This window comes from Sphingobacterium tenebrionis, assembly GCF_037126265.1.
Lineage (GTDB): Bacteria > Bacteroidota > Bacteroidia > Sphingobacteriales > Sphingobacteriaceae > Sphingobacterium > Sphingobacterium tenebrionis.
This window is the reverse complement of the sequence record NZ_JAYLLN010000015.1, coordinates 36262-58022: the sequence shown is the minus strand read 5'-3', so window position 1 is coordinate 58022 and position 21761 is coordinate 36262. Positions and strand designations below refer to the sequence as shown.

Here is a 21761-nt window from a genome sequence, read left to right as displayed (position 1 = left end):
TTTTACATACTTTTAGTATACTTTCAGTATGCTTTTACACCGAAGCAAAAAAAACAGAGGCATGCCAACTATCCTTTAATGGGACTTCCCATTTGCTGGAATAATCGTCTGCGGATTGAATCAAGTTATTGAAAACGATGGTCTCCTGCCCTACTTCACCTTCCTTACACAAGGAATCAAAAACTTCACGTGAAACAAGTTGTATATTACCCTCTGTATCACGGTAGGAGATCAACATTCTATTGAAAAGACCGATATTCAATTCCTCTTCCAATTCCTTCAATACCCGAACCGATTTATCAATGGAGCATCCGGTTACTTGCGCCATGGCCTCATCAACCGTAAAAACAATAAATAAATTGTATTTGATTTCCGCTTTTCCAGCTAACTGATTCCCATGGGCGGTCCATTCCTCTACAAATCTATCCAACTTCTCCTGCGCCAGTTCGTGTTCAGGTTGGGTAAAGAAACGATCAGCTTGATAAATCCATATCTTTTTCATGTTATTCTCCTTAATGTGCGTAATAAGGGGATATCATCAGGTAAACAATAACACCTGTAACAGCAACATATAACCACATTGGATAGGTAATACGGGCTAGTTTTTTATGGCGTTCATAGGCTCCTGCAATCCCTCTTACAAAGGTAAATAATACAAAAGGAATAATAACCACGGATAACACGATGTGTGTCACCAGAATGAAATAATAGATGTATCTAATAGTTCCTTCGCCGCCAAATTTGGTAGATTCTGAAGTCATATGGTAGGCCACATACATCACCAAGAATAAGGATGAAAAGACCATACATAATTTGATCAGGTTCTCGTGCAACTTGATGTTACCCCGTTTGATTGCAGATACAGCAACCACTAAAGTAACAGCAGTAAGACCGTTGATAGTGGCATAAATCGGAGGTAAGAAACCTAATGGTTTTACCTCATAACCCATTTTTGGAAGGTTGATCCCAAACAGGGCAGCTACGGCAAGTGGGATAATGATGGACAAAGCCCAAATAATCCCTTTATATTTTTTTTCTTCTTCAGTCATTCCCATGATTACTTTCTTTCTACTTTTAATGGTGAGTTTCTGATTTCTTCTACCACCTGCACTTTTACCTCATCTTCCAAACGATCTATTTCAGAGCGAAGGCTAATGTCGTAGATACCACGGATCCGTTTTTTAGAATCGATCAAGATGATCTGGTTGCTGATGACAAACTTGTTTGGATCCCCATCCACCCGCATAGCCTCCAATAACATCCGCTCTCGAGCATATTTAAAGATGTCAGTGTTGGGTTGGTTAACGACAAACCAATTGGGGTTTCTATCCTTGCTGTATGGCGCAATTGCCTCCTCCATTACTTGTTGACTATCGGTAGAATCCACATCAATGGAAAACAGCTGAATCTTCGGATTGTACTTAAAACGGGTAGCAATAGTATTGACATCGTGCAGCAATTGCTTCGATAGTCCTTGATCCTTGCCATAGAATAGATGAGCTACGGTAATAATCGTATCAGATTCCAGAAACCTAACCGGTTTATTATCATAATTGATGAAATCCACTTCGGTAAGCTGATGGAAAACAGTATCGGGAATTTCACGACCCATCACCCTGTTCATCTTACCAGAAAGATGTTTTTCACCGAATACTGGTAGCTTAATGTACTCATTGGAGCCCATTTTATTAACCAGTATATATAAAAATCCTGGCACAAATAGAACGAGTGCCAGGATAATTAATTTCGATATATTCTTCGAACGAGTATGTTTACTCATTTCAAATATGCTTATTAATGAGGGAAAATTGGTTGATGTGTGAAAGAGTCATTCAAGTGACCACCTTCAATCAACATTAAGATAATGAAGTATATGATAAATAAGAATACAATACTACAAGTGATGATGAAACCTGATTTTTCAAATTTCAAGTGCATAAAGAAGGCTACAATGTAAAATGCTTTCACCAATGTTAAGATGATGTAGATTACATTCACCAAAGTTCCTTTTTGAAGGATACCCCAGTGGTGTACAAATCCTAATGCGATTAAGAACTCTAAAGCGGTTAAAGCTAATAGAACAAAGAATACGGACCAGATACGTTTTTTATCCATTCCTTCGCCATGCGCGTGCGCATCGTGGCTTGCTATATGATCGTGATGACTCATTTTCGTTAGTTTAAATGTTGAACCCTAAAATTAGATTAAGTAGAAGAAGGTAAATACGAATACCCAAACTAGATCGACAAAGTGCCAATAAAGACCTACTTTCTCAACCATTAAATACGTTCCTCTTCTTTCGAAAGTATTGTTCAACGTCATGGAAAGAACGATGATGTTCAACAAGATACCAATCGATACGTGGAATCCGTGGAAACCTGTAATGGTAAAGAAAAGGTTAGAAAATTGAAGGGCTGCTGTATAAGAAACCTCTTTGGTGAAATAAGGGCTCAATGCTTGTACGATAGCATTATCGTCCGTTAATCCAGTTGCAGGGTTACGTCCGAACCAGAATCCTTGATGGTGTAGGTGGGTCCATTCAATAGCTTGACAGCCAATGAACATTAAACCTCCTAAAATAGTCCATAACATCCATTTTACCACCTCTTGTTTTGAGTTTCGGTGTCCAGCTTCTACGGCTAGTACCATGGTCACGGATGACATGATTAAGATAAAGGTCATGATACCTACGAAAACCAATGGTTGTCCTGATTCTGCGATACCTGGGATAGATTGGAATACCTTATCCGCATCGATCCATGAAGGTTGCGCAAATTTCTGAGCACCATAATAAATCAAGAATGCAGAAAATGTAAAGGCATCTGACACCAGGAAAAACCACATCATGATCTTTCCATACTCTAAATTCCAAGGTGATTTACCTCCGCTCCAAGGTCCCTCTTTTACCTTATCCAATTGCGATACTGTTGTACTCATTGTTTACTGTTATTGATTCAAAAGTAAGAAAACATATATATAAATCCATAATAGGCCTAGAAAATGCCAGAATATTGAGGCAATTTCCATCCGGAAAATATTGTTGCCAAGGGGGATATTTTTCATGGCCCCTATCAGACAACGCGTCAACACCAAAATTCCGGCTATGATGTGCGCTAAGTGAAAACCTGTAAAGACGTAAATAAACGACTGTGATGCATTCGTATTGGTGAATGTGATCTCACGGCTGAATAAAACGCTCCAAGCCTCCAATTGTAGGAAAAAGAACAGCACACCTAATAGGATAGTGGCAATCAAAAAGATTTTCTGTTTTCCAAGGTCATTGTTTTTTACTGCTTTAAAAGCTAGGTACATCGTTAAACTGCTGATGACGATAGCGGCAGTACTATAAATAAATACATAAGGAAGAATTGTTTTGATACCTTTATCCACCCCACTATTCGTATACACGATAAACCCACTTGAAAAAGCAGCAAACATCATGAACATACCGATCATGCCCAGGTAAAGATTGAATTTCTTCGCCTTTCTTGATTTCTGTAGTTCTTCGTTTAGCAATTCTTGCTTATCCATTGCAATATTTAATTCCATTGTTTTTAAAAAGGTTTAAAATCTAACAATAACAACAACTGTGTTATTGGTAAGTAAGCGAATGAAGTAAACATGATCTTCTTTGCTGTACTCACTTCCATTTTAACCAAATGCTGATACCCATACCAGGTAAACAACAATCCGCCCAATACGGAAACTGTGGTGAATACCCAGCCTCCAATCCCATAGTACATAGGCAATAGTCCTACAGGCACCATTAACAGCGAGGATATAAAAATAAACCAAGCTGATAACTTATCTTTTTTCGTTGTCGGTAATAACCGGAAACCTGCTCGCTTATAATCCTCATCAGAAACCCAAGCAATGGCCCAGAAGTGTGGAAACTGCCAGAAAAACTGAATAGCGAATAAAACCAAAGGAGTGATTACGATTGCTTGCTCACTTACTTCAGCATAGGCCAATCCGAATCCTGCCGATTTAAACGCTGCATAGTACCCAATTAAAGGAGGTAAAGCTCCAGGAATTGCGCCTACCCATACCGCAATTGGCGATTTCTGTTTCAGTGGGGTATAGACAAATGCATACAGGAAAATGGAAAACACGGAAATCAGACCTGCGATAAAGTTAAGATTCACCAAAACTAAGGTTCCGAATATTCCCATGAACAAGCTTAAAATCAAGGCTTGTCCAGTAGTCATCCTTCCGGCAGGAAGTGGTCTATCCATCGTGCGTTTCATTAACTTATCCAGATCTTTTTCGATGATCTCGTTAAATCCATTTGCAGCACCGGTAACCAAGAATCCACCGAATGTAAGCAATGCCCAGTTATACCAGATGATATCTCCTTGCTGGGTAGCTCCTATCAAAAAGGAGATAGAGGCCGAAAAAACTACGGTCAGTGTAAGACGTAGCTTCACAAGTTTGTTAAAATCTGAAATAAACTCTTTCATAATCAAAATAATTCCCAACTAAGCACTGGCAAGCACGGGCTTTGGCTTACTCAATAATAACAAAAGATAGTACTGAGCTCCGACGAACAGACTCGCCACCACTAAATGCGTTGTTTGTGCAAAAGCAGGAACATGAAACCTTGCTAATATAATCCCTGACAACATTTGAATACAAACCAATACCACTGCAATCAAGGCATAACGGTATTGAACCGTTTGGAATAAACCCGTGGATTTGATCTTAAAATATAGATACAACGTAATGGCCAAGGTTATATAGCCCAAAATACGATGTATATGATAAGCAGATCCAATAGCATCTATCCAGTTCTCCCGTTGAATGGCTTGTTGGTTAAGATGATCGATGATCTCCCTAACATCGGTTCCAAAAACTACTTGTACAACCAATAGAATGATGGACACTAAAGCCCAGATTCTTAAACTTGGTTCTACATTTGCCTTTAGGATCGTTCCATCTCGTAATGTTTTCGCCCAAAAATAGGTGTGAATGGCAATACAGACAATCACTAGAGCAAGTAACATGTGGATGGTAATCACCCAAGGGGTTAAGTTAGTGGATACAACGATAGAGCCTAACCAGGCTTGTATCACAACGACAATAAGATTAAGAACGCTCCATATTGCTATGGCTTTTTTCTTTTTCCAATAGGTAAAGGAATAAATAGCGGTAAACAGCATGAAAAATCCGGCTGTGACACCTGCTAATCGATTAACGTATTCCGTCCAGGTCTTTGCGGCATTGAATTCTTCATGAACCAATATCGATTCATCGTGACGAATCTGATCGGCCAAATCCTTGTATCCAAAGAATTCAATCATTTTGGCAAATCGTTCGTTTTTTTTAACCCTTCCTTCTACATAATGTTGCTCATAGCCTGCTGGCAATTGCGAAACATCGGTAGGTGGAATGATACGGTTAAAACACTTAGGCCAATCCGGACATCCCATGCCCGAACCTGTACTCCTAACGATTCCTCCTGCTGCAATAACAATGAAAAGAACGAAAATCGTGATCTTATTTATCCGAATAAAACGCTTTTCAGCTGATGGATACATGGATCTCTCCTTTTACAAATTATAATCGAATAAAGAAGAGGTAGGTATGAGCCTACCCTTCTATTTCTCTATCGTGCTCGCGGTTGTACGCTTTTTGAGCAGCTATACCCTCTTCGTTTCCTTCCCAATCATGTAGCAAGTTAGAGCTCATGGTTTGAGAGTGTGGAACTGTTTGAGGAATAAAGTCTTCATCATGACCTGGCTTAGAGTAATCATATGGCCAACGGTATACTGAAGGGATTTCTCCTGGCCAGTTTCCGTGGATATGTTCTACCGGAGTAGTCCACTCTAAAGTATTGGATTTCCAAGGGTTTTGAGGCGCACGTTTTCCACACCAGATCGAAGCGAAGAAGTTCCATAAGAACGCTACTTGACCTACAGCAGAAACGATCGCTGCCCATGTAACCAATAAGTTTACAGATACCCATTTCTCCATGAAAGGGAATTCGGTAAATGCGTAGTAACGACGAGGTACCCCATCGATACCCATAAAGTGCATTGGGAAGAATACCAAGTAAGCACCGATAAATGTTAACCAGAAGTGGAAATAACCTAAACGCTCATCCATCATTCTACCGAACATTTTCGGATACCAGTGGTAAACTCCAGAAAGCATACCGAAGATCGAAGCAGAACCCATTACCAAGTGGAAGTGGGCAACTACGAAATACGTATCGTGTAAGTTGATATCTAATGTTGCGTTACCTAAATACAATCCTGTCAAACCACCAGATACGAAGAATGATACCATACCGATAGCAAACATCATCGCTGGAGTGAAACGGATATTACCTCTCCAAAGAGTTGCAATATAGTTGAATGCCTTTACAGCAGAAGGAACCGCAATGATCAACGTGGTGATCATGAAGACACCTCCCAAGAAAGGACTCATACCTGTAACGAACATGTGGTGACCCCATACGATAAAGGATAATACCGTAATACCAACTAAAGAGTAAACCATCGCATGGTAACCAAAGATCGGTTTACGAGCGTTTGTAGAGATTACCTCAGAAGTTAAACCTAATGCAGGCATAACTACGATATATACCTCAGGGTGACCTAAGAACCAGAATAAGTGTTGGAATAAGATTGGCGAACCACCTTCATTAGGAAGGATCGTACCACCTACTACTAAGTCTGACAGATAGAAAGATGTACCAACTGAACGGTCGAAGAATAATAATACTACCGCAGAAACTAATACTGGGAAGGATAATAAACCTACGATTGCCGTTAAGAAGAAAGACCAAATAGTCAAAGGCATCTTCCAAAGTTCCATACCTTTAGTACGCATGTTCAATACGGTACTGATGTAGTTTACACCACCTAATACCTGTGAAGCGATGAACAAGGTCATACTCACTAACCACAAGGTCATACCAAGACCGGAACCCGCGATGGCGGTCGGTACGGCAGAGAGTGGCGGATAGATGGTCCAACCGGCAGATGCAGGTCCACTTTCGATAAAGAAAGAAGCAACCATGATAACACAAGCTACAAAGAAGAACCAGTATGATAACATGTTCATCAATGGCGATGCCATATCACGTGCACCTAATTGGTAAGGAATTAATAAGTTACTGAATGTTCCAGAAAGACCTGCTGTTAATACGAAGAATACCATCATGGTACCATGGATCGTTACTAACGAAAGGAAGAAATCTGGTTTAATACGTCCACCTTCAGCCCATTTACCTAAGAATACTTCTAGAATAGGGAATTCTTTGTCAGGCCATGCTAGTTGGATACGAAATAAAATCGACAGTACCATGGCGAAAACGGCCATAATAATACCTGTGATCAAAAACTGCTTTGCAATCATCTTGTGATCTTGACTGAAGATATACTTCGTCAAGAACGTCTCATGATGGTGACCATGATCATCGTGATGAGCTGCGTCGTGCGATATAACTGTAGTTGACATATGCTATTTTATATTCTCTATTCTATTAATTGATTGAAGCAGCAATACGAGTTTCCTTCGTATCATCACCATGAAGTTCTGCAAACTCTTTCTGTACATCTTCTGTAAAGAATTTAGCCTGCTTGCTTAACCATTCACTATATTCAGCCTCGGTTACCACGCGAACGTTCTTCTGCATATTGTAGTGTGAAGCACCACAGATCTTAGCACAAAGCATCACGTAGTTGTATTGAGGATCATTCATCTTATCACGCATCTCTTCAGTAGTTACAGTTGGAGTAAACTGGAAGTAGTTCGTCATACCAGGTACAGCATTGATCTGTACGCGGAAATCAGGAATATAGAACGAGTGAATAATGTCTTTAGAAAGAATATGGAAACGAACTGGTCTGTTAACCGGAATTACGATCTCATCTCCTTTGATATCATCCCATGAGGATTTATCATTGAAGTCGATACCATAACCGTTCAATGGAGTCGTCATTTTGTAATTACGTTTTCCGATTACTCCATCCGTTCCTGGGTAACGAATTGTCCATTGGAACTGCTCACCTAACACCTCTACCTGTAAAGCTGATTTCTTAAGCTCTTCAGGAATGTTGGTGATCTTACGCCAAGTAAAGAAACCGAACAATACCAAAACAGTCAATACTACTGCTGGTACAATCGTCCATAAACGCTCGATAGCATCGTTATGTGGATAGAAATAGGCTTTACGTTTAGCGCGCATTCTATAAAGGAATGCGAAACCTAATAATAGGATGTGAACCAATACCAAAACAACGGTAATAATTACAGTTGTGATGATGAACATGGTATCTACGTCTTTACCATGCTCGGTAACCGCTGGTCTCCAAGACCAATCTCCCCATACTGCATAACCATAGTAAACAAAACCTAAGAAAGCCACCAAGAAAACCAAGAATAAAACAGCTTGGATTGTATTGTTAGCTAAAGGATTGTAAGTACCATTTACGCGTTTTGTAAGGGTGTAGATAGAATGTACTTTACCAATTACAGCAAAAACTGCACAGATGACCAAGAAGAAAAGGATATAGTAAGTCAAGTTTTTGTAAACCTGAGGATCAATAACTTTTACTTCTTCTGGTGTAGTGGTTGCCGTAGGCGTAACGGAATTCGAAGGAGCAGCAGCCGCTACGGTATCAGTCGTAGTTGCTGTTGCTGTTGAATCTGTCGCTACAACCGCAGAGTCCGTTGCTACGGCAGTTTGCTCAACTGGCGCTGCTGTTGCAGTAGAATCTTGAACAGATGCTAAAGCAGGTGCTGCAAAGAAGAGGTTAACTGCTAATAATCCAGCAAACAAGGACTTAAATCTTGTATTAATTTTAAACTTCATTTCTTATAAGACGTTTGAACGTAATTTCAAGTAATTCGCTATTATATCTGATGATGTAAACTCTCATCCAAGAACGGATGATGCTTAGGTGCCAGAGCATGCTTGCTCAATTTAGACATCACTAAGAAAGTAAACAATCCTACAAAACCAATGGCAGTACCGATCTCCACAATACCGAATCCACGGTGGTTTTCAACAGTACCTGGCATAATCATGATGTAATAATCTAACCAATGTCCTAACAATAACAAGATCGCTACGAACAACATCATGTTCAATCTACGTTTTGCGTCACGGTCTACCAATAATAATACAGGCGCCACAAAGTTAATGATAATGTTTATCCAAAACCAAGGCTTGTATTCAGGTTCCCAACGTTTGTAGAAATAAACCGTTTCCTCTGGAATGTTAGAATACCAAATCAACATGAACTGTGCAAACCAAACGTAAGTCCAGAAAATAGAGAAACCGAACAATAATTTACCTAAATCATGTAGGTGGTTCTCATTAACCCAGTTCATATAACCAGCTTTCTTCAATAATACTAAGATCACAATGATTACAGCTAGTCCACTTACCCACATTGCTGCGAAGTTGTACCAACCGAACATGGTCGAGAACCAGTGTGCCTCTAAGGACATGATGGTATCGAAAGACCAAATAGGTGTTGTGAAACCAAAGATTACTAAGAAAATAGCTGATAATTTAAAGCTTTTCTTATAAGATGTAAGTCCACCTTCTAAATCTTCATTGTATGACAATTTTGCTAAGATAAAGGCGAAGATCGCGTAGCTACCCATGAACAGGATCTGACGGATCAAGAATCCTGGAACGTTCAAGAAAGCGGCTTTACCGGCAACCAATTTATCGTAGTGCGGGCTGTTAGGATCAGTTAATCCTTCAGCATGCCAGTGGTGGTAAAGGTTATGCGTTGTTAAGCCTAAGCCAACAATAACCAATAAGATGATTGAGGCGATTGGAAGTACGCTTGCCATAGCCTGAGGGATACGTAGTAAACCTGCAGACCAACCTGATTGAGTTACCATCTGTAATGCAACGAAGAATGCTCCTGCTGCACAAACACATGTAAAGTAATAACCCATCAATAATAAATTGGCATATGTACGCTCAACCATGATATGGTCACTGGATAGTAAGCCAAATGCAATAGCGCCTATTCCTACAACGATAGCAACCAAACTCAGGACCTTGGCGATCCCTGCGAATTGAAATTGCTCGCTGAAATTATAATCGTGATGATGATTGTGAGTTCCCATTTATATTATCGATGTTAGATTATTTTTTTTGTAATTCATGTACGTACATTACCACTTTCCAACGCTCATCTGGAGTCAATTGTGATGCGTGTGAACCCATCGCATTGTATCCGTAAGTAATGGTGTGGAATATTTGACCATCCGAAAGGTCAGCCATAACCGTACCTCTAGTCGATTTAGCTCCTGCTGATCGGTGGAATGATGGTGGCGGAGGGAATTTCTCCAAATCACGCTCTCCACGAGAATCCTTCACTTTTCTATCTTTTGTCAATGGACCATCTCCATTTCCTTCTTTACCATGACATACTGCACAATAAGTTAAGAACAAAGCTTCTCCTTGTTTCAGATTTACATCTGTCATCGCTAGAGGGCTTTTAACTTCTAAACCAGCTTGGGTATATCCTTCAGTGGTATTTGGATATTCAAAACGTACAAATCCGATAGGATCTGAACCTGTTGGTGGTAATTGAGCTGTCTTGTTATCTTTAAAATTCGGGTTTGGCTGATCCGGGTTGAAAGCAAGCGGTTCATACATATTGGGCGAGAATTCCCATCCGGCACTACGCGTTGTTCCATCCCCGCAAGCAGAAACGACCGCTGACAAAGCGACAGCTACACATACAGTTCCAAGAAAATTCTTCTTATTCATAACTAACATATTTTCTTTCATTGTATTTAACTTCTACTGCGCCAGCTTCTTTCAATAGGTTATCGATCAAACCATGGTCAGTATTCTCATTAGCATCAATTGCAATAATAAAACGGTCATCCGTTGCTCTCAAATCCATAACACGTGGTGCGCGTCCTGGAAACAAATGGTTACGGAAAAAGAACGTAGCTACCATACCCAATGCACAGATCAAGATAGTTACCTCAAATGTTACGGGTACAAAGTTTGGCAACGGCATTGATGGTTTTCCACCAATGTTCATCGGCCAATCATAAGCCATCGTATAGAATAATAAACTAAATCCTAATATCGTTCCGGTGATACCGAAGATAAATGCTGCAATTGGTAAACGTGATGGCTTTACACCTAATTTAGCTTCAATACCGTGGATAGGCATTGGTGTGAAACAATCGTAAATGCTAATGTTATTCGCTTGCAACTTATCGATCCCGTGCATCATTTCATCAGGATCCGCAAAACTTCCTAGTATATATTTTGTATTGCTCATTGCTAAATTATTTTTTTCTTAATGCCTTAATGTCCTCTTCAGTTACTGTATCGTACTTATCCAATGAGTTTCTGAAGTATTCCACTTGGTCCTCAGGGAATGCACCTTCTTGAACAAGTTTGGTTTTCTGTTGTAAACTCGCACTCTTCAACAACAACTTAACCTCTGCAATCGCAATACCTGGAAGGAAACGAAGGAAAAGTAAGAATAAAGTGAAGAATAGACCGATGGATCCAACAAAGATACCCACGTCAACCCAAGTTGGGTAGAACATTGCCCATGATGATGGTAAGTAGTCACGGTGCAAAGAAGTAACGATAATTACAAAACGCTCAAACCACATACCGATGTTCACAATGATCGACAATACCCAAGAGATTGGAATACTTGTACGGATCTTTTTGAACCAGAATAACTGTGGAGAGATTACGTTACAGGTCATCATCGCCCAGTAAGCCCATGCATAAGGACCAGCAACACGGTTTGCGAATGCATACATCTCATATTCTGAACCAGAGTACCATGCAATGAATAACTCGGTCAAGTAAGCAATACCTACGATAGAACCTGTTACCATGATGATCTTGTTCATCGATTCGATGTGGAACATGGTAATGTAGTTCTCGAAGTTCATTACTTTACGTAAGATCAACAATAAGGTCTGTACCATGGCGAAACCCGAGAAGATCGCTCCAGCAACGAAGTATGGAGGGAAGATCGTGGTGTGCCATCCTGGAATTACAGAAGTTGCAAAGTCCATGGATACGATGGTGTGTACCGAAAGTACAAGTGGTGTGGAAATACCGGCTAAGATCAAGGATACGATCTCAAAACGTTGCCAAGTTTTCACTGATCCGTTCCATCCGAAAGAAAGGATAGAGTAGATTCTTTGTTTTAAACCCGTAGCACGGTCACGAACAGTTGCAATATCCGGCAATAAACCACAGTACCAGAATACTAAGGATACCGTGAAATAAGTGGAGATCGCAAAGGCATCCCATACTAATGGAGAGTTAAAGTTCACCCAAAGTGATCCGAATTGGTTAGGAAGTGGGAAAATCCAGTATGCTAACCAAGGGCGACCCATGTGAGCAACAACGTAAGTTGCGGCACAGATAACGGCAAAGATTGTCATCGCCTCAGCCGATCTGTTGATGGAGTTACGCCAGTTCTGACGGAATAATAATAATACTGCGGAGATCAACGTACCGGCGTGACCAATACCTACCCACCATACGAAGTCGGTAATATCCCAGGCCCAGCCTACTGTTTTGTTCAATCCCCAAGCGCCGATACCTGTCCAAAACGTGTATCCAACACTCACTACCCATAACATTGCTCCTAATGCGGCAACCGTAAAACCGATCCACCAAGCTTTGTTGGGCTTATTCTCAACCGGAAGTAAGATATCATCTGTGATTTGTGCGTAGGTGATATCCTTGCCGGTAATTAATGGTTCTCTTAATATTGATTCGTTATGCGATGACATAGTTTTTTAATTTCAGTCTAGAAAAAAATTAAGCTTCAAATGTGTTTCTAACCTTCGTCATGTAACCAATATTTGGTTGAACGTTGATTTCTTCCAATACGTAATAAACACGTTCGTTACGTAATGCTTTAGAAACTTCTGACTCCGGATCGTTAGCATCTCCAAAGATGATAGCATTGGCAGAACATGCTGCTTGACATGCCATCTTAATATCTCCGTCTTTTACTTTACGGTTTTCGATCTTCGCTTGTAATTTACCAGCTTGGATACGTTGGATACACATTGAACATTTCTCCATAACCCCACGAGAACGTGTAGTTACATCAGGATTCAATACCAATTGCGTGAATTCATTGTTCAGATAGTTATCAAAACGAGAATCATTCCAGTAGTTGAACCAGTTGAAACGACGTACTTTGTATGGACAGTTGTTCGCACAGTAACGTGTTCCGAAACAACGATTATAAGCCATGTGGTTAAGACCTTCAGATGAGTGTACAGTAGCTAATACCGGACATACCGTCTCACAAGGTGCGTGCTCACAATGTTGACATAGCATCGGCTGGTGAACAACGGTTACACTTTCGTAATCCATGCCGTCAGCTTTTGCAATCTCTTTTTCTTTTGTTAAAGAAGCTTCTCCATTTTCTAGGGTATAGTAACGGTCGATACGCAACCAGTGCATTTCACGACGACGGCGAACCTCATCGCGTCCTACTACAGGGATATTGTTTTCTACGTTACATGCCACGATACATGATCCACATCCTGTACAAGCGTTCAAGTCGATCGCCATCACCCAACGGTGACCTGGTTGTTCAAACTTGTTCCACAAGTCATAAGTTTGGTGCGTATCTGCGAAACGACCAGATTCTGAGTTAGGATCTTTCAAGTATTTAGCGAATGAAGTTTCGCGAACGATGTTACGTCCTTCAATCGTGTGGTGTGTTTGTGTTTGAGCTAATTCGTAGATGCCTGATGCTTTGGAAACTGTCGCTTTTGCAGACAATTGGATAGTTCCATTAACCAGACTAGCAAATGGATAAGCATTCACCCCTACCTCATTACCTGCTTTACCTACTTTCGTACGGCCGTAACCCACAGCTACTGAAACAGTACCTCTTGCTTGACCTGGTTGCAAGATCACAGGAAGATCTACTTTGTAGCCATTCGCTTCAACAGTAACTTTTCCTGTTTCTTTAACTCCTAATTCCTCCGCATCCACTGGGTTGATGGCAGCATAGTTGTCCCAAGTTACTTTGGATACCGGATCAGGCAATTCTTGTAAGTAAGCATTGTTTGCATAACGACCATCTCTTAAGGTAGTAGATTCGTATAATTTCAATTCTACACCGCCAGAAACGCGTTTGCTATCATTTACGATCGCTGCAGCAGCCGCATTTACATCAGCGTTTGATGCATAAGCAGATCCTGTAGTTGATCCTTTGTAAACAAAACCTTGTTGTAATACATCTTTCCAAGCTTTTCCAGTACCTGCAAGGATAGTGGTTTCCCAAGTTTCTTTTACGAAATCATGAATCGATTTGTTCACACCTGCCCAAGTCAATAAAGATTGCTCTGCTTGGCGGGTGTTGAAAACTGGGTTGATCGTTGGTTGGATGATCGTGAATAATCCTTCTTTTGCTGATGCATCACCCCAAGCCTCTAAGAAAGTACAGTTTGGAGCGATCGCTTTCAATTCTGATGCTGTTTCATCAGCTCTATCAGCGAAGGATACCGTATAATCTACTTTCGCAATTGCAGCTTTTGCATCTTCTGCTTTGAAGTAGTTATATACTGGGTTACTGTTTAAGAAGAAGGCCACTCCTACTTGTCCAGCTTTTGCTGCTGTCAAGAATTGTTGGAATGCGGCATCCGAACCTTGATATTGTTTAGAATAATTATCCAAATCAATGATTGATCCGTAAGCACCTAATGCCGAGTTGATCGCGTTGACCAAAACTTGCGTATTGATATCGTTTGACCCTGCAACAACAACTGCAGCTCCTCTAGCTTTTACTAATTCAGCAGCAGCTAATTTAAGGATAGTGGTTGCTTTCGCATTCGTAGTACCTCCCGCGATGGAAGATCCTGTGATGGCATTGTACAAGCCGATCAATACTGCTCCTTCTTCAGAAGGTTTGATCGCTGCACGGACGTCAGCATTCGAACCAGTCATCGAGAGACCAGATTCAAATTGGATATGGCGTGACATTTTACCACCTTTCAATGATTTATGGTCACGGTTTTTGATATAATCTTGCGTATGCTCCTCACCAGCTAACCAAGAACCCAAGAAATCTGCTGCAACGGATACAACAACTTGTGCATTGTCAAAATGGTAAGAAGGGATAACAGCTTTACCGAAAGAAGCTCTGTTTGCTTCGATGATACCGCTGTAAGAAACTGCATCAACCTGAACATGTTGTGTTGTAGGGTATTTAGCAGCAAGTGCAGCAATGGCAGCCAAAGTCGACGGACTGTTTACTGTATCCGAAACAATCGTGATCTGTTTTCCGGCAGCCTGTGCTTTATTCAATGCGTCTACAACCGCTTTATCCAATTGTGCCCAACTTACATCCTTGCCACCAATCTGTGGAGCCTGTAATTTAGACATGTCGTATAGATCAAGTACCGAAGCCGAAGTGCTCGCATCTGTACCTTGATTTAATCCAACAGCATTTGGGTTAGCTTCTAACGAGATAGGGCGTCCTTCGCGTGTTCTAACGATTACACTCTGACCATTGAAGGATGAAGCGTAGAAGTTAGGAATACCTGGAGTGATTTCCTCTGGTTTGATCACATAAGGAACAGCCTTATGAATTGGCGTACGGTTACAAGCTGCTAATGTAACAGCTCCCAAACCGAAACCTAAAGCCTTTAAGAAATCACGACGAGGAGTCTTTGTACTTAAACCAGCTTCGTTTAACACATCTTCTACAGGAATAGACTCAGCAAACTCTCCCTTGCTTCCTTCAACAAAAGCAGGTGTTTGATTTAACTCTTCTAAGCCTTTCCAATATTTTTTATTGCTTTCCATTTAAGCTATATATAAGATTCTGTATTTCTAAATTAATTCATTAATAGTGACATTTACCACACTCTAATCCACCGATCATCGCTGCTGTCATCTTCTCACCTTTTTTCAATTTCTCGTGAGCTTCGATCAACTGGTCGTAATAAGCATTATCCTTATTAACCTCAGTCTCTTTGTGACAGTCAACACACCATTTCATGGTTAGTGGTGAGTATTGGTAAACTTCTTCCATATCCTGAATAGGACCGTGACATGTTTGACACTCAACACCCGCTACAACAACGTGCTGGGAGTGGTTGAAATACGCAAAATCAGGAAGGTTGTGAATTCTAACCCATTCAATCGGTCTAGTATTGGTACCGTAAGTTCTGGTTTCTTGATCCCAGTCTACCGCGCGGTATAGTTTCGCAATCTCAGGTGAAGTTTGTCCATCGTAATGGTCAGATGCTGTTACCGTGTTGTGACAGTTCATACAAACATTCGCAGATGGAATAGATGCATTTTTAGATTTGAATGCACCACCGTGACAATATTGACATTCGATTTGGTTTACCCCAGCGTGGATCTGGTGCGAGAATTTAATAGGCTGAACAGGTTTGTAACCTTGGTGAACACCTACGTTCCACATTGTGTTCCATCCTGCAGCTCCTAAAAGACCTACCACCATTAATACCACGAAGAATACCAATTTCTTATTCTTAAGGAATGCTTGAGCAAATTTAGCCGTATTGCTTTCGCCTGCCTCTTCATGTCTTGCCTGTGCCTCAGCAATAGCTGCTTGGTTGTTGGCAATAACACGCTCCAAAGTTTTGGTTACTCTGTTCAACGCGAAGATAACGGCAATGGCAACCACAAATAGGGCAACCAATCCGATGATCATCATGGTGTTTGCATCCGAACTTGCAGCAGCACCGGCAGCAGCAGGAGAATTTTTCTTCTCTTCAGCTTTAACCTTCTCTGCGTCCAAATAAGCTACCATGTCAGCGATATCTGATTCAGATAAACTCGCAAATGGAGTCATCACTGTTGGATACTTCCCTTTCAACTCCAATGCAATTGGGTCTCCAGCATCGATCATACCTTGTGGGTTGTGAATCCATTTCACAATCCAACCCATTTCACGACGTTCTGACAACCCTAACAAGTCAGGTCCAACGCCATTCCTTCCTAACGTGTGACATGACTGACATGCATTCGCTTTGAATAGCGCAGCACCATTCGCAGCATCCTGCGCTTGCGCAGCAGTAGTAACGGCAAATAACAATACCAAACTTACTGATATTGACTTCGCAAGTCTTCCTAAAACGGATGAGATATTTCTCATATTTAGCACTTTATACTATTTTATGTGTAATAATTAATTGTTGACTCTCTACTATAGGTACACAATACCGTACAAAACAATGCACAAAAGTATAACTTATTAAGCAATCACTGACAATTTGATGACTTAATTTATCAATTTATAATCATTCTAAATAGCTTTGCATTTGTTGTCCTACATGCCAATAATTAACACTAATCTGATTTTTTACTCCCAATTATTCCCTAACTTAGTGGTACTATGAGAATAATAATTTGCATTTTATTTTTATTTGTTTTTACCGGTTGTGCGCAGTCGCAACAGCCCAAAACCAAAATCGCTATGAACGACACAACAAAATACAACAAACTAACCCCTGAAGAAGAGTACGTCATCCTTCAAAAAGGTACCGAGAGACCTTTTACAGGAAAACTATTGGACAATAAAGCGAAAGGTACCTATGTGTGCAAACGCTGCGATGCCCCTTTGTACAAATCAGATGATAAGTTTGAATCCCATTGTGGATGGCCAAGTTTTGATGATGAAATCAAGGGTGCTGTGCGCAGGGAGGTCGATGCAGACGGAAGAAGAGTGGAGATTTTATGTGCGAAATGTGATGCCCACCTGGGCCATGTTTTTGAAGGAGAAGGATTCACCTCCAAAAACACGAGACATTGTGTGAATTCTATTTCTATGAAGTTTGTTCCAGCGCCTCCTCAGAAATAACGGAAGATCCGCGGACCAACAGTTCACTTGGAATGGTGATTTTCTGCAATTCCTTGTTCTTTCCTTTAATTTCATTCAAGAGTGTATGGATAAGTTCATTGGCAATGGTTGCAGTATCTTGGGTGACCACCGAAATTCCCGGCTCATATAAGCTGAAAAGGGTGTGGTCATCATAGGCGACCATATGGGGTAATTTCATTTTATATTCCTTGATGGCCTTCAACCCATGGATTGCCAGATAATTCGTAGCAAATAATACAGCATCCAGTTTATTGGATGCGATAAATTCGTGCAATTGTTCGATCGACGATGCCTCATCTTCATCAATCTTGATCTTTTTGATGTAGGCCTGCTGTTGGAAATCGTCAATGGCTTTCATATAACCTTCCAAACGGTCCCGCATCTGGGTCTGGTTCGAAAATAGGGAAACAAAACCGACCCGCTTGTTGGAAGGATTTTCCAACAGGTGCTTGGTGGCCGTAAAAGCTCCATTGAAATTATCTAACACCACATAATTTGTTTCCAAATTTGGGATGTAACGGTCAAATAAAACAACTGGGACGTTATTTTTTATCAGATTAGCCACTGTTTCTTCCAAACCCTCAGGCGGCGTAATGATATAACCATCTACTTGACGATCGTAAAATAGCTGTATAAGTTCTTTAGCCTTTGTTACATCATTGTCCATACTGCAATAAATGATGTGGTAGCCGTTATCATACGCTATCCTTTCGATATACTTAGCTACATTGGAGAAAAATGGATTGGAAATATCTTCTACGATCAATCCTAAAATCTTGGATTGGCCAGTCCGCAGACTCTGTGCTAATTGATTTGGTTTATACCCGACCTTTTTCACATAATCCAATACACGCTTGGTCAATCCTTCACTGATCCGCTTTTCCTTCGCTTTCCCATTCAGGATAAAGGAAACGGTCGTAACGGATACGCCCAAGCTTTTGGCTATGTCTGAGATCAAAATACGCTTCTTCATGTTTGTAGGTTATTGTTGATGTTATACAAACCAAATATATAAAATCAGCTAAATTTTAGCAAATAAATGCTAAATTAATCGCTAAATAATTTGCTAAAAGGGTTTAAATTGATTTAAAAGCTTATATTTGAAAAGCTGTAAATCGAAATAAACTGCATTATGATCATATATTCTAAACGATTTTTACCACTGTTAACTGGCCTTTTATTGGGCACATTGGGTCTAAAGGCTCAAGAGCTCAGCAAATACGTGGATCCTTTCATAGGTACCGGCGGCCATGGCCATACCTATCCTGGAGCGACCGTTCCATTCTCCTTGGTTCAGTTATCACCAGATAATGGTAAGAGCGGCTGGGACTGGGTGAGCGGTTACCATATTTCTGCCGATTCCATTGCGGGCTTCAGCCATATGCACCTCAGCGGAACAGGTATTGGTGATTGGTTGGATATCGCTATTATGCCCCTAACGAACCCTGTGGATCAGAACAGATTGGATACCCGGGTCAGATTCTCCCATCAGGATGAAATGGCAAGCCCCGGATTTTACCAAGTAAAACTAGAGAATGGCATCCTTGCTCAATTGACGGCCTCAGAGCGCGTAGGTTTTCATCAATACCAATTTCCTGCCAGCAGCAGGCCAACCATCCGTTTGGATCTTGCCCATGCTTTTAATTGGGATAGACCGATGGATACCGAAATAAAGATCATTGATAAGCATACCATAATTGGAAAAAGATATTCCTATGGTTGGGCGAATAAACAACATATTTATTTCGCCATCCGATTTGAAAATCCTTTCTCCACCTACTTATTAAATGGGGAAAAAACCAGCTCTTCCAGCGTCTCTCAAACCAACACAAGCACTTCTGGCCCCGTAGAAGCAGTAAATGCACAATTTACCTTTCCTAACCAAAACCAGGTTGCCCTAAAAGTTGCTCTTTCCACGAGCAACGAAGAAAAAGCATTGGCTGCATTGAACGAAATCCCCGATTGGGATTTCATTGCCGCTAAGACTTCAGCCCAAAACAAGTGGGAAAAAGAATTGTCCAAAATCCAAGTAGAATCGGCCGACGAAAAACTAAAAACCATCTTTTATACGGCCCTATACCATACCGCTCTATCTCCTACCTTATATTCGGATGCGGACGGTGCCTATAAAAATTATAAAGGAGAATCCCATAAAATGCCTAATGCTGGACAACGATATACCCTATTTTCCCTTTGGGATACCTTCCGAGCGTTAAAACCTTTATTTACCATTACGCAAGCGGAAAGATATACAGATATCCTCCAGAGTATGATGGCCTTTTACGAAGAGAATGGCCTTTTACCCGTTTGGGACTTGAGTACTTTTGAGACCAATACCATGACCGGCTACCACGCCATCCCTGTTATTGCCGATGCCATCCTCAAAGATTGGCCTGGACTCGATCAGGAAAAAGCTTATCAGGCCATGTTGGCGAGTGCATATCAAAAGATCCGTGAAGTTCCGGCCTATATCGAATATGGCTATGTCCCACAAGATGTGAACGGAGGTTCAGTAACCAAAACATTAGAATATGCTTTTGACGACTATTGTATTTCCTTGGTCGCCAAAAAACTGGGCAAACTAGAGGACTTTAAAACCTTCAGCAAGCGAGCAAAGAATTATATAAACCATTTTGACCCACAAACAGGTTTCATGCGTGCTAAACTAAAAAACGGCCAATTCTTTGAACCTTTTGATCCATTCTATTCGGAACACGATTTCGACAAAAGTCAATATATCGAAGGTAATGCCTGGCAACATTCATTTTTTGTGCCTCACGATGTTAGAGGTTTAGCAAAATTATTCCCTAAAAAGAATGGATTGGAGCTGATGTTAGACACCCTTTTCAAAGCACCATCCATTATGACTGGTGAAAACCAATCTCCGGATGCTTCAGGATTTATTGGCCAATACGCTCATGGAAATGAACCTAGTCATCATATCGCTTATATGTATAGTTACATTGGAAAACCCTGGAAAACCCAGGAAAAAGTCCGCACGATCTTAGACTCCATGTACCATGACCGTCCAGATGGCTATGCCGGTAATGAAGATGCCGGACAAATGAGTGCCTGGGCCGTATGGTCCATGATGGGCTTATATCCCGCTTCACCAGTCAATGGAGAATATGTATTCGGAAGCCCGGTATTGGATAAGGCGAGCATACAAATGCCAAATGGAAAAACATTCCACATTATCGCAAAGGATAATTCTTCCAGGAACAGGTATATCCATTCCATCCGATTGAATGGTAAGAAATACGATAAGCTGTTTATCACTCATTCGGAAATGCTCAAAGGAGGCACCTTGGAATTCCAGATGTCGGAAAAACCGAACTTCAAATTCGGAACAAAAAGGAAATCCTGGCCTACTTCGATGGAAAACTAACCTTTTGTCATACCAAACCATTGGGTATGCAATTTGTTAATTAAGGGAAAGGAGAAATTGAAAAATGCCAGATTTTAACAACAACATCAACATTAAAGATATACAGGATAATAATCCGCAGGATTTTTACAAAAACTTTAAAGAGAAATTGATCGATGTAGAGAAATTTCCTACGATCTACACCTTTAAATTTATCGTGAAAACAGATTCAGACAAAGCGGAGCAGGTGAAAGCGATTTTTACGCATGCCAGCGCTAAGTTTTCCGAAAAAAGCTCTTCAGGCGGGAAATACACTTCCATCTCGATCGAGAACTATGTGAACAATGCAGATGAGGTTATCGACTATTACAAAAAGGTAGCAGAAATACCTGATGTAATGATGTTATAAAAAAGAGAGGGTGTCAAAATGACACCCTCTCTTTTTTATAACATTAGTTAGTATTTAGTAGTTAGTATTTAGACCTATATCGGAACGTCATTGCGAGGAGGCACGACGAAGCAATCTTCCACCACGTCATTGC

Annotated in this window: 20 protein-coding genes; 3 read left to right on the top strand and 17 right to left on the bottom strand. The window is 40.7% G+C overall.

From position 1 onward, the window contains the following. Positions 1 to 34 precede the first annotated feature (34 nt). From VJ786_RS07935 to VJ786_RS07860, 16 genes are read right to left on the bottom strand one after another with little or no spacing between them, the layout of a single operon-like run. Positions 35 to 502, bottom strand: coding sequence for an ABC transporter ATPase (locus VJ786_RS07935; protein ID WP_336557559.1), 468 nt, complete (start codon positions 500 to 502; stop codon positions 35 to 37). A gap of 10 nt (positions 503 to 512) precedes the next feature. Further along, a complete protein-coding gene (locus VJ786_RS07930) occupies positions 513 to 1049 on the bottom strand; it encodes a DUF420 domain-containing protein (protein WP_336557558.1) in 537 nt (178 codons plus the stop codon). Between the two features lie 8 nt (positions 1050 to 1057). Then, positions 1058 to 1780, bottom strand: coding sequence for a photosynthetic protein synthase I (locus VJ786_RS07925; RefSeq protein ID WP_134777092.1), 723 nt, complete (start codon positions 1778 to 1780; stop codon positions 1058 to 1060). A gap of 14 nt (positions 1781 to 1794) precedes the next feature. Further along, entirely contained in the window at positions 1795 to 2169 is a 375-nt protein-coding gene (locus tag VJ786_RS07920; RefSeq protein WP_099367715.1) for a cytochrome C oxidase subunit IV family protein, read from the bottom strand. 30 nt (positions 2170 to 2199) lie between these two features. Next, positions 2200 to 2937 carry a cytochrome c oxidase subunit 3 gene (locus VJ786_RS07915; protein WP_336557557.1) on the bottom strand — a complete coding sequence of 246 codons (738 nt, stop codon included), beginning with the start codon at positions 2935 to 2937 and terminating at the stop codon, positions 2200 to 2202. Between the two features lie 9 nt (positions 2938 to 2946). Then, positions 2947 to 3549 carry a cytochrome c oxidase subunit 3 gene (locus VJ786_RS07910; RefSeq protein WP_336557556.1) on the bottom strand — a complete coding sequence of 201 codons (603 nt, stop codon included), beginning with the start codon at positions 3547 to 3549 and terminating at the stop codon, positions 2947 to 2949. Positions 3550 to 3554: 5 nt separating this feature from the next. Then, positions 3555 to 4460, bottom strand: coding sequence for a heme o synthase (gene cyoE, locus VJ786_RS07905; protein ID WP_336557555.1), 906 nt, complete (start codon positions 4458 to 4460; stop codon positions 3555 to 3557). A gap of 18 nt (positions 4461 to 4478) precedes the next feature. After that, positions 4479 to 5537, bottom strand: a complete 1059-nt coding sequence (locus tag VJ786_RS07900; protein ID WP_336557553.1) for a COX15/CtaA family protein — start codon at positions 5535 to 5537, stop codon at positions 4479 to 4481. 52 nt (positions 5538 to 5589) lie between these two features. Next, positions 5590 to 7464, bottom strand: coding sequence for a cytochrome c oxidase subunit I (locus VJ786_RS07895; RefSeq protein WP_180268513.1), 1875 nt, complete (start codon positions 7462 to 7464; stop codon positions 5590 to 5592). Between the two features lie 25 nt (positions 7465 to 7489). Continuing rightward, entirely contained in the window at positions 7490 to 8821 is a 1332-nt protein-coding gene (locus VJ786_RS07890) for a cytochrome c oxidase subunit II (RefSeq protein WP_336557551.1), read from the bottom strand. A 41-nt stretch (positions 8822 to 8862) separates the two neighbouring features. Beyond that, complete coding sequence (locus VJ786_RS07885) at positions 8863 to 10098, bottom strand: quinol:cytochrome C oxidoreductase (RefSeq protein WP_336557550.1); 1236 nt, start codon at positions 10096 to 10098, stop codon at positions 8863 to 8865. A 19-nt stretch (positions 10099 to 10117) separates the two neighbouring features. Next, positions 10118 to 10747 (bottom strand): c-type cytochrome, encoded by a 630-nt coding sequence (locus VJ786_RS07880; RefSeq protein WP_336557549.1) that lies wholly within the window; start codon positions 10745 to 10747, stop codon positions 10118 to 10120. Next, positions 10740 to 11276 (bottom strand): DUF3341 domain-containing protein, encoded by a 537-nt coding sequence (locus VJ786_RS07875; RefSeq protein ID WP_099367723.1) that lies wholly within the window; start codon positions 11274 to 11276, stop codon positions 10740 to 10742. The genes VJ786_RS07880 and VJ786_RS07875 overlap by 8 nt, the downstream gene beginning before the upstream one ends. Positions 11277 to 11283: 7 nt before the next feature. Further along, a complete protein-coding gene (nrfD, locus tag VJ786_RS07870) occupies positions 11284 to 12765 on the bottom strand; it encodes an NrfD/PsrC family molybdoenzyme membrane anchor subunit (RefSeq protein ID WP_099367724.1) in 1482 nt (493 codons plus the stop codon). Between the two features lie 28 nt (positions 12766 to 12793). After that, complete coding sequence (locus VJ786_RS07865) at positions 12794 to 15805, bottom strand: TAT-variant-translocated molybdopterin oxidoreductase (protein ID WP_336557546.1); 3012 nt, start codon at positions 15803 to 15805, stop codon at positions 12794 to 12796. Between the two features lie 40 nt (positions 15806 to 15845). Next, the gene (locus VJ786_RS07860; protein ID WP_099367726.1) at positions 15846 to 17126 is read right to left on the bottom strand and encodes a cytochrome c3 family protein; all 1281 of its coding nucleotides are present in this window, start codon (positions 17124 to 17126) and stop codon (positions 15846 to 15848) included. Positions 17127 to 17366: 240 nt separating this feature from the next. On the opposite strand from VJ786_RS07860, the gene VJ786_RS07855 reads away from it, so the two are divergent. Beyond that, a complete protein-coding gene (locus VJ786_RS07855) occupies positions 17367 to 17831 on the top strand; it encodes a methionine-R-sulfoxide reductase (RefSeq protein ID WP_099367727.1) in 465 nt (154 codons plus the stop codon). Here the strand turns inward: VJ786_RS07855 and VJ786_RS07850 are convergent. Continuing rightward, positions 17797 to 18825 (bottom strand): LacI family DNA-binding transcriptional regulator, encoded by a 1029-nt coding sequence (locus tag VJ786_RS07850; protein WP_099367728.1) that lies wholly within the window; start codon positions 18823 to 18825, stop codon positions 17797 to 17799. The two genes, VJ786_RS07855 and VJ786_RS07850, sit on opposite strands and share 35 nt — an antisense overlap. A gap of 159 nt (positions 18826 to 18984) precedes the next feature. On the opposite strand from VJ786_RS07850, the gene VJ786_RS07845 reads away from it, so the two are divergent. After that, positions 18985 to 21240 carry a GH92 family glycosyl hydrolase gene (locus tag VJ786_RS07845; protein WP_336557545.1) on the top strand — a complete coding sequence of 752 codons (2256 nt, stop codon included), beginning with the start codon at positions 18985 to 18987 and terminating at the stop codon, positions 21238 to 21240. Between the two features lie 64 nt (positions 21241 to 21304). Beyond that, positions 21305 to 21628, top strand: coding sequence for a DUF493 domain-containing protein (locus VJ786_RS07840; protein WP_336557544.1), 324 nt, complete (start codon positions 21305 to 21307; stop codon positions 21626 to 21628). Positions 21629 to 21761 lie beyond the last annotated feature (133 nt).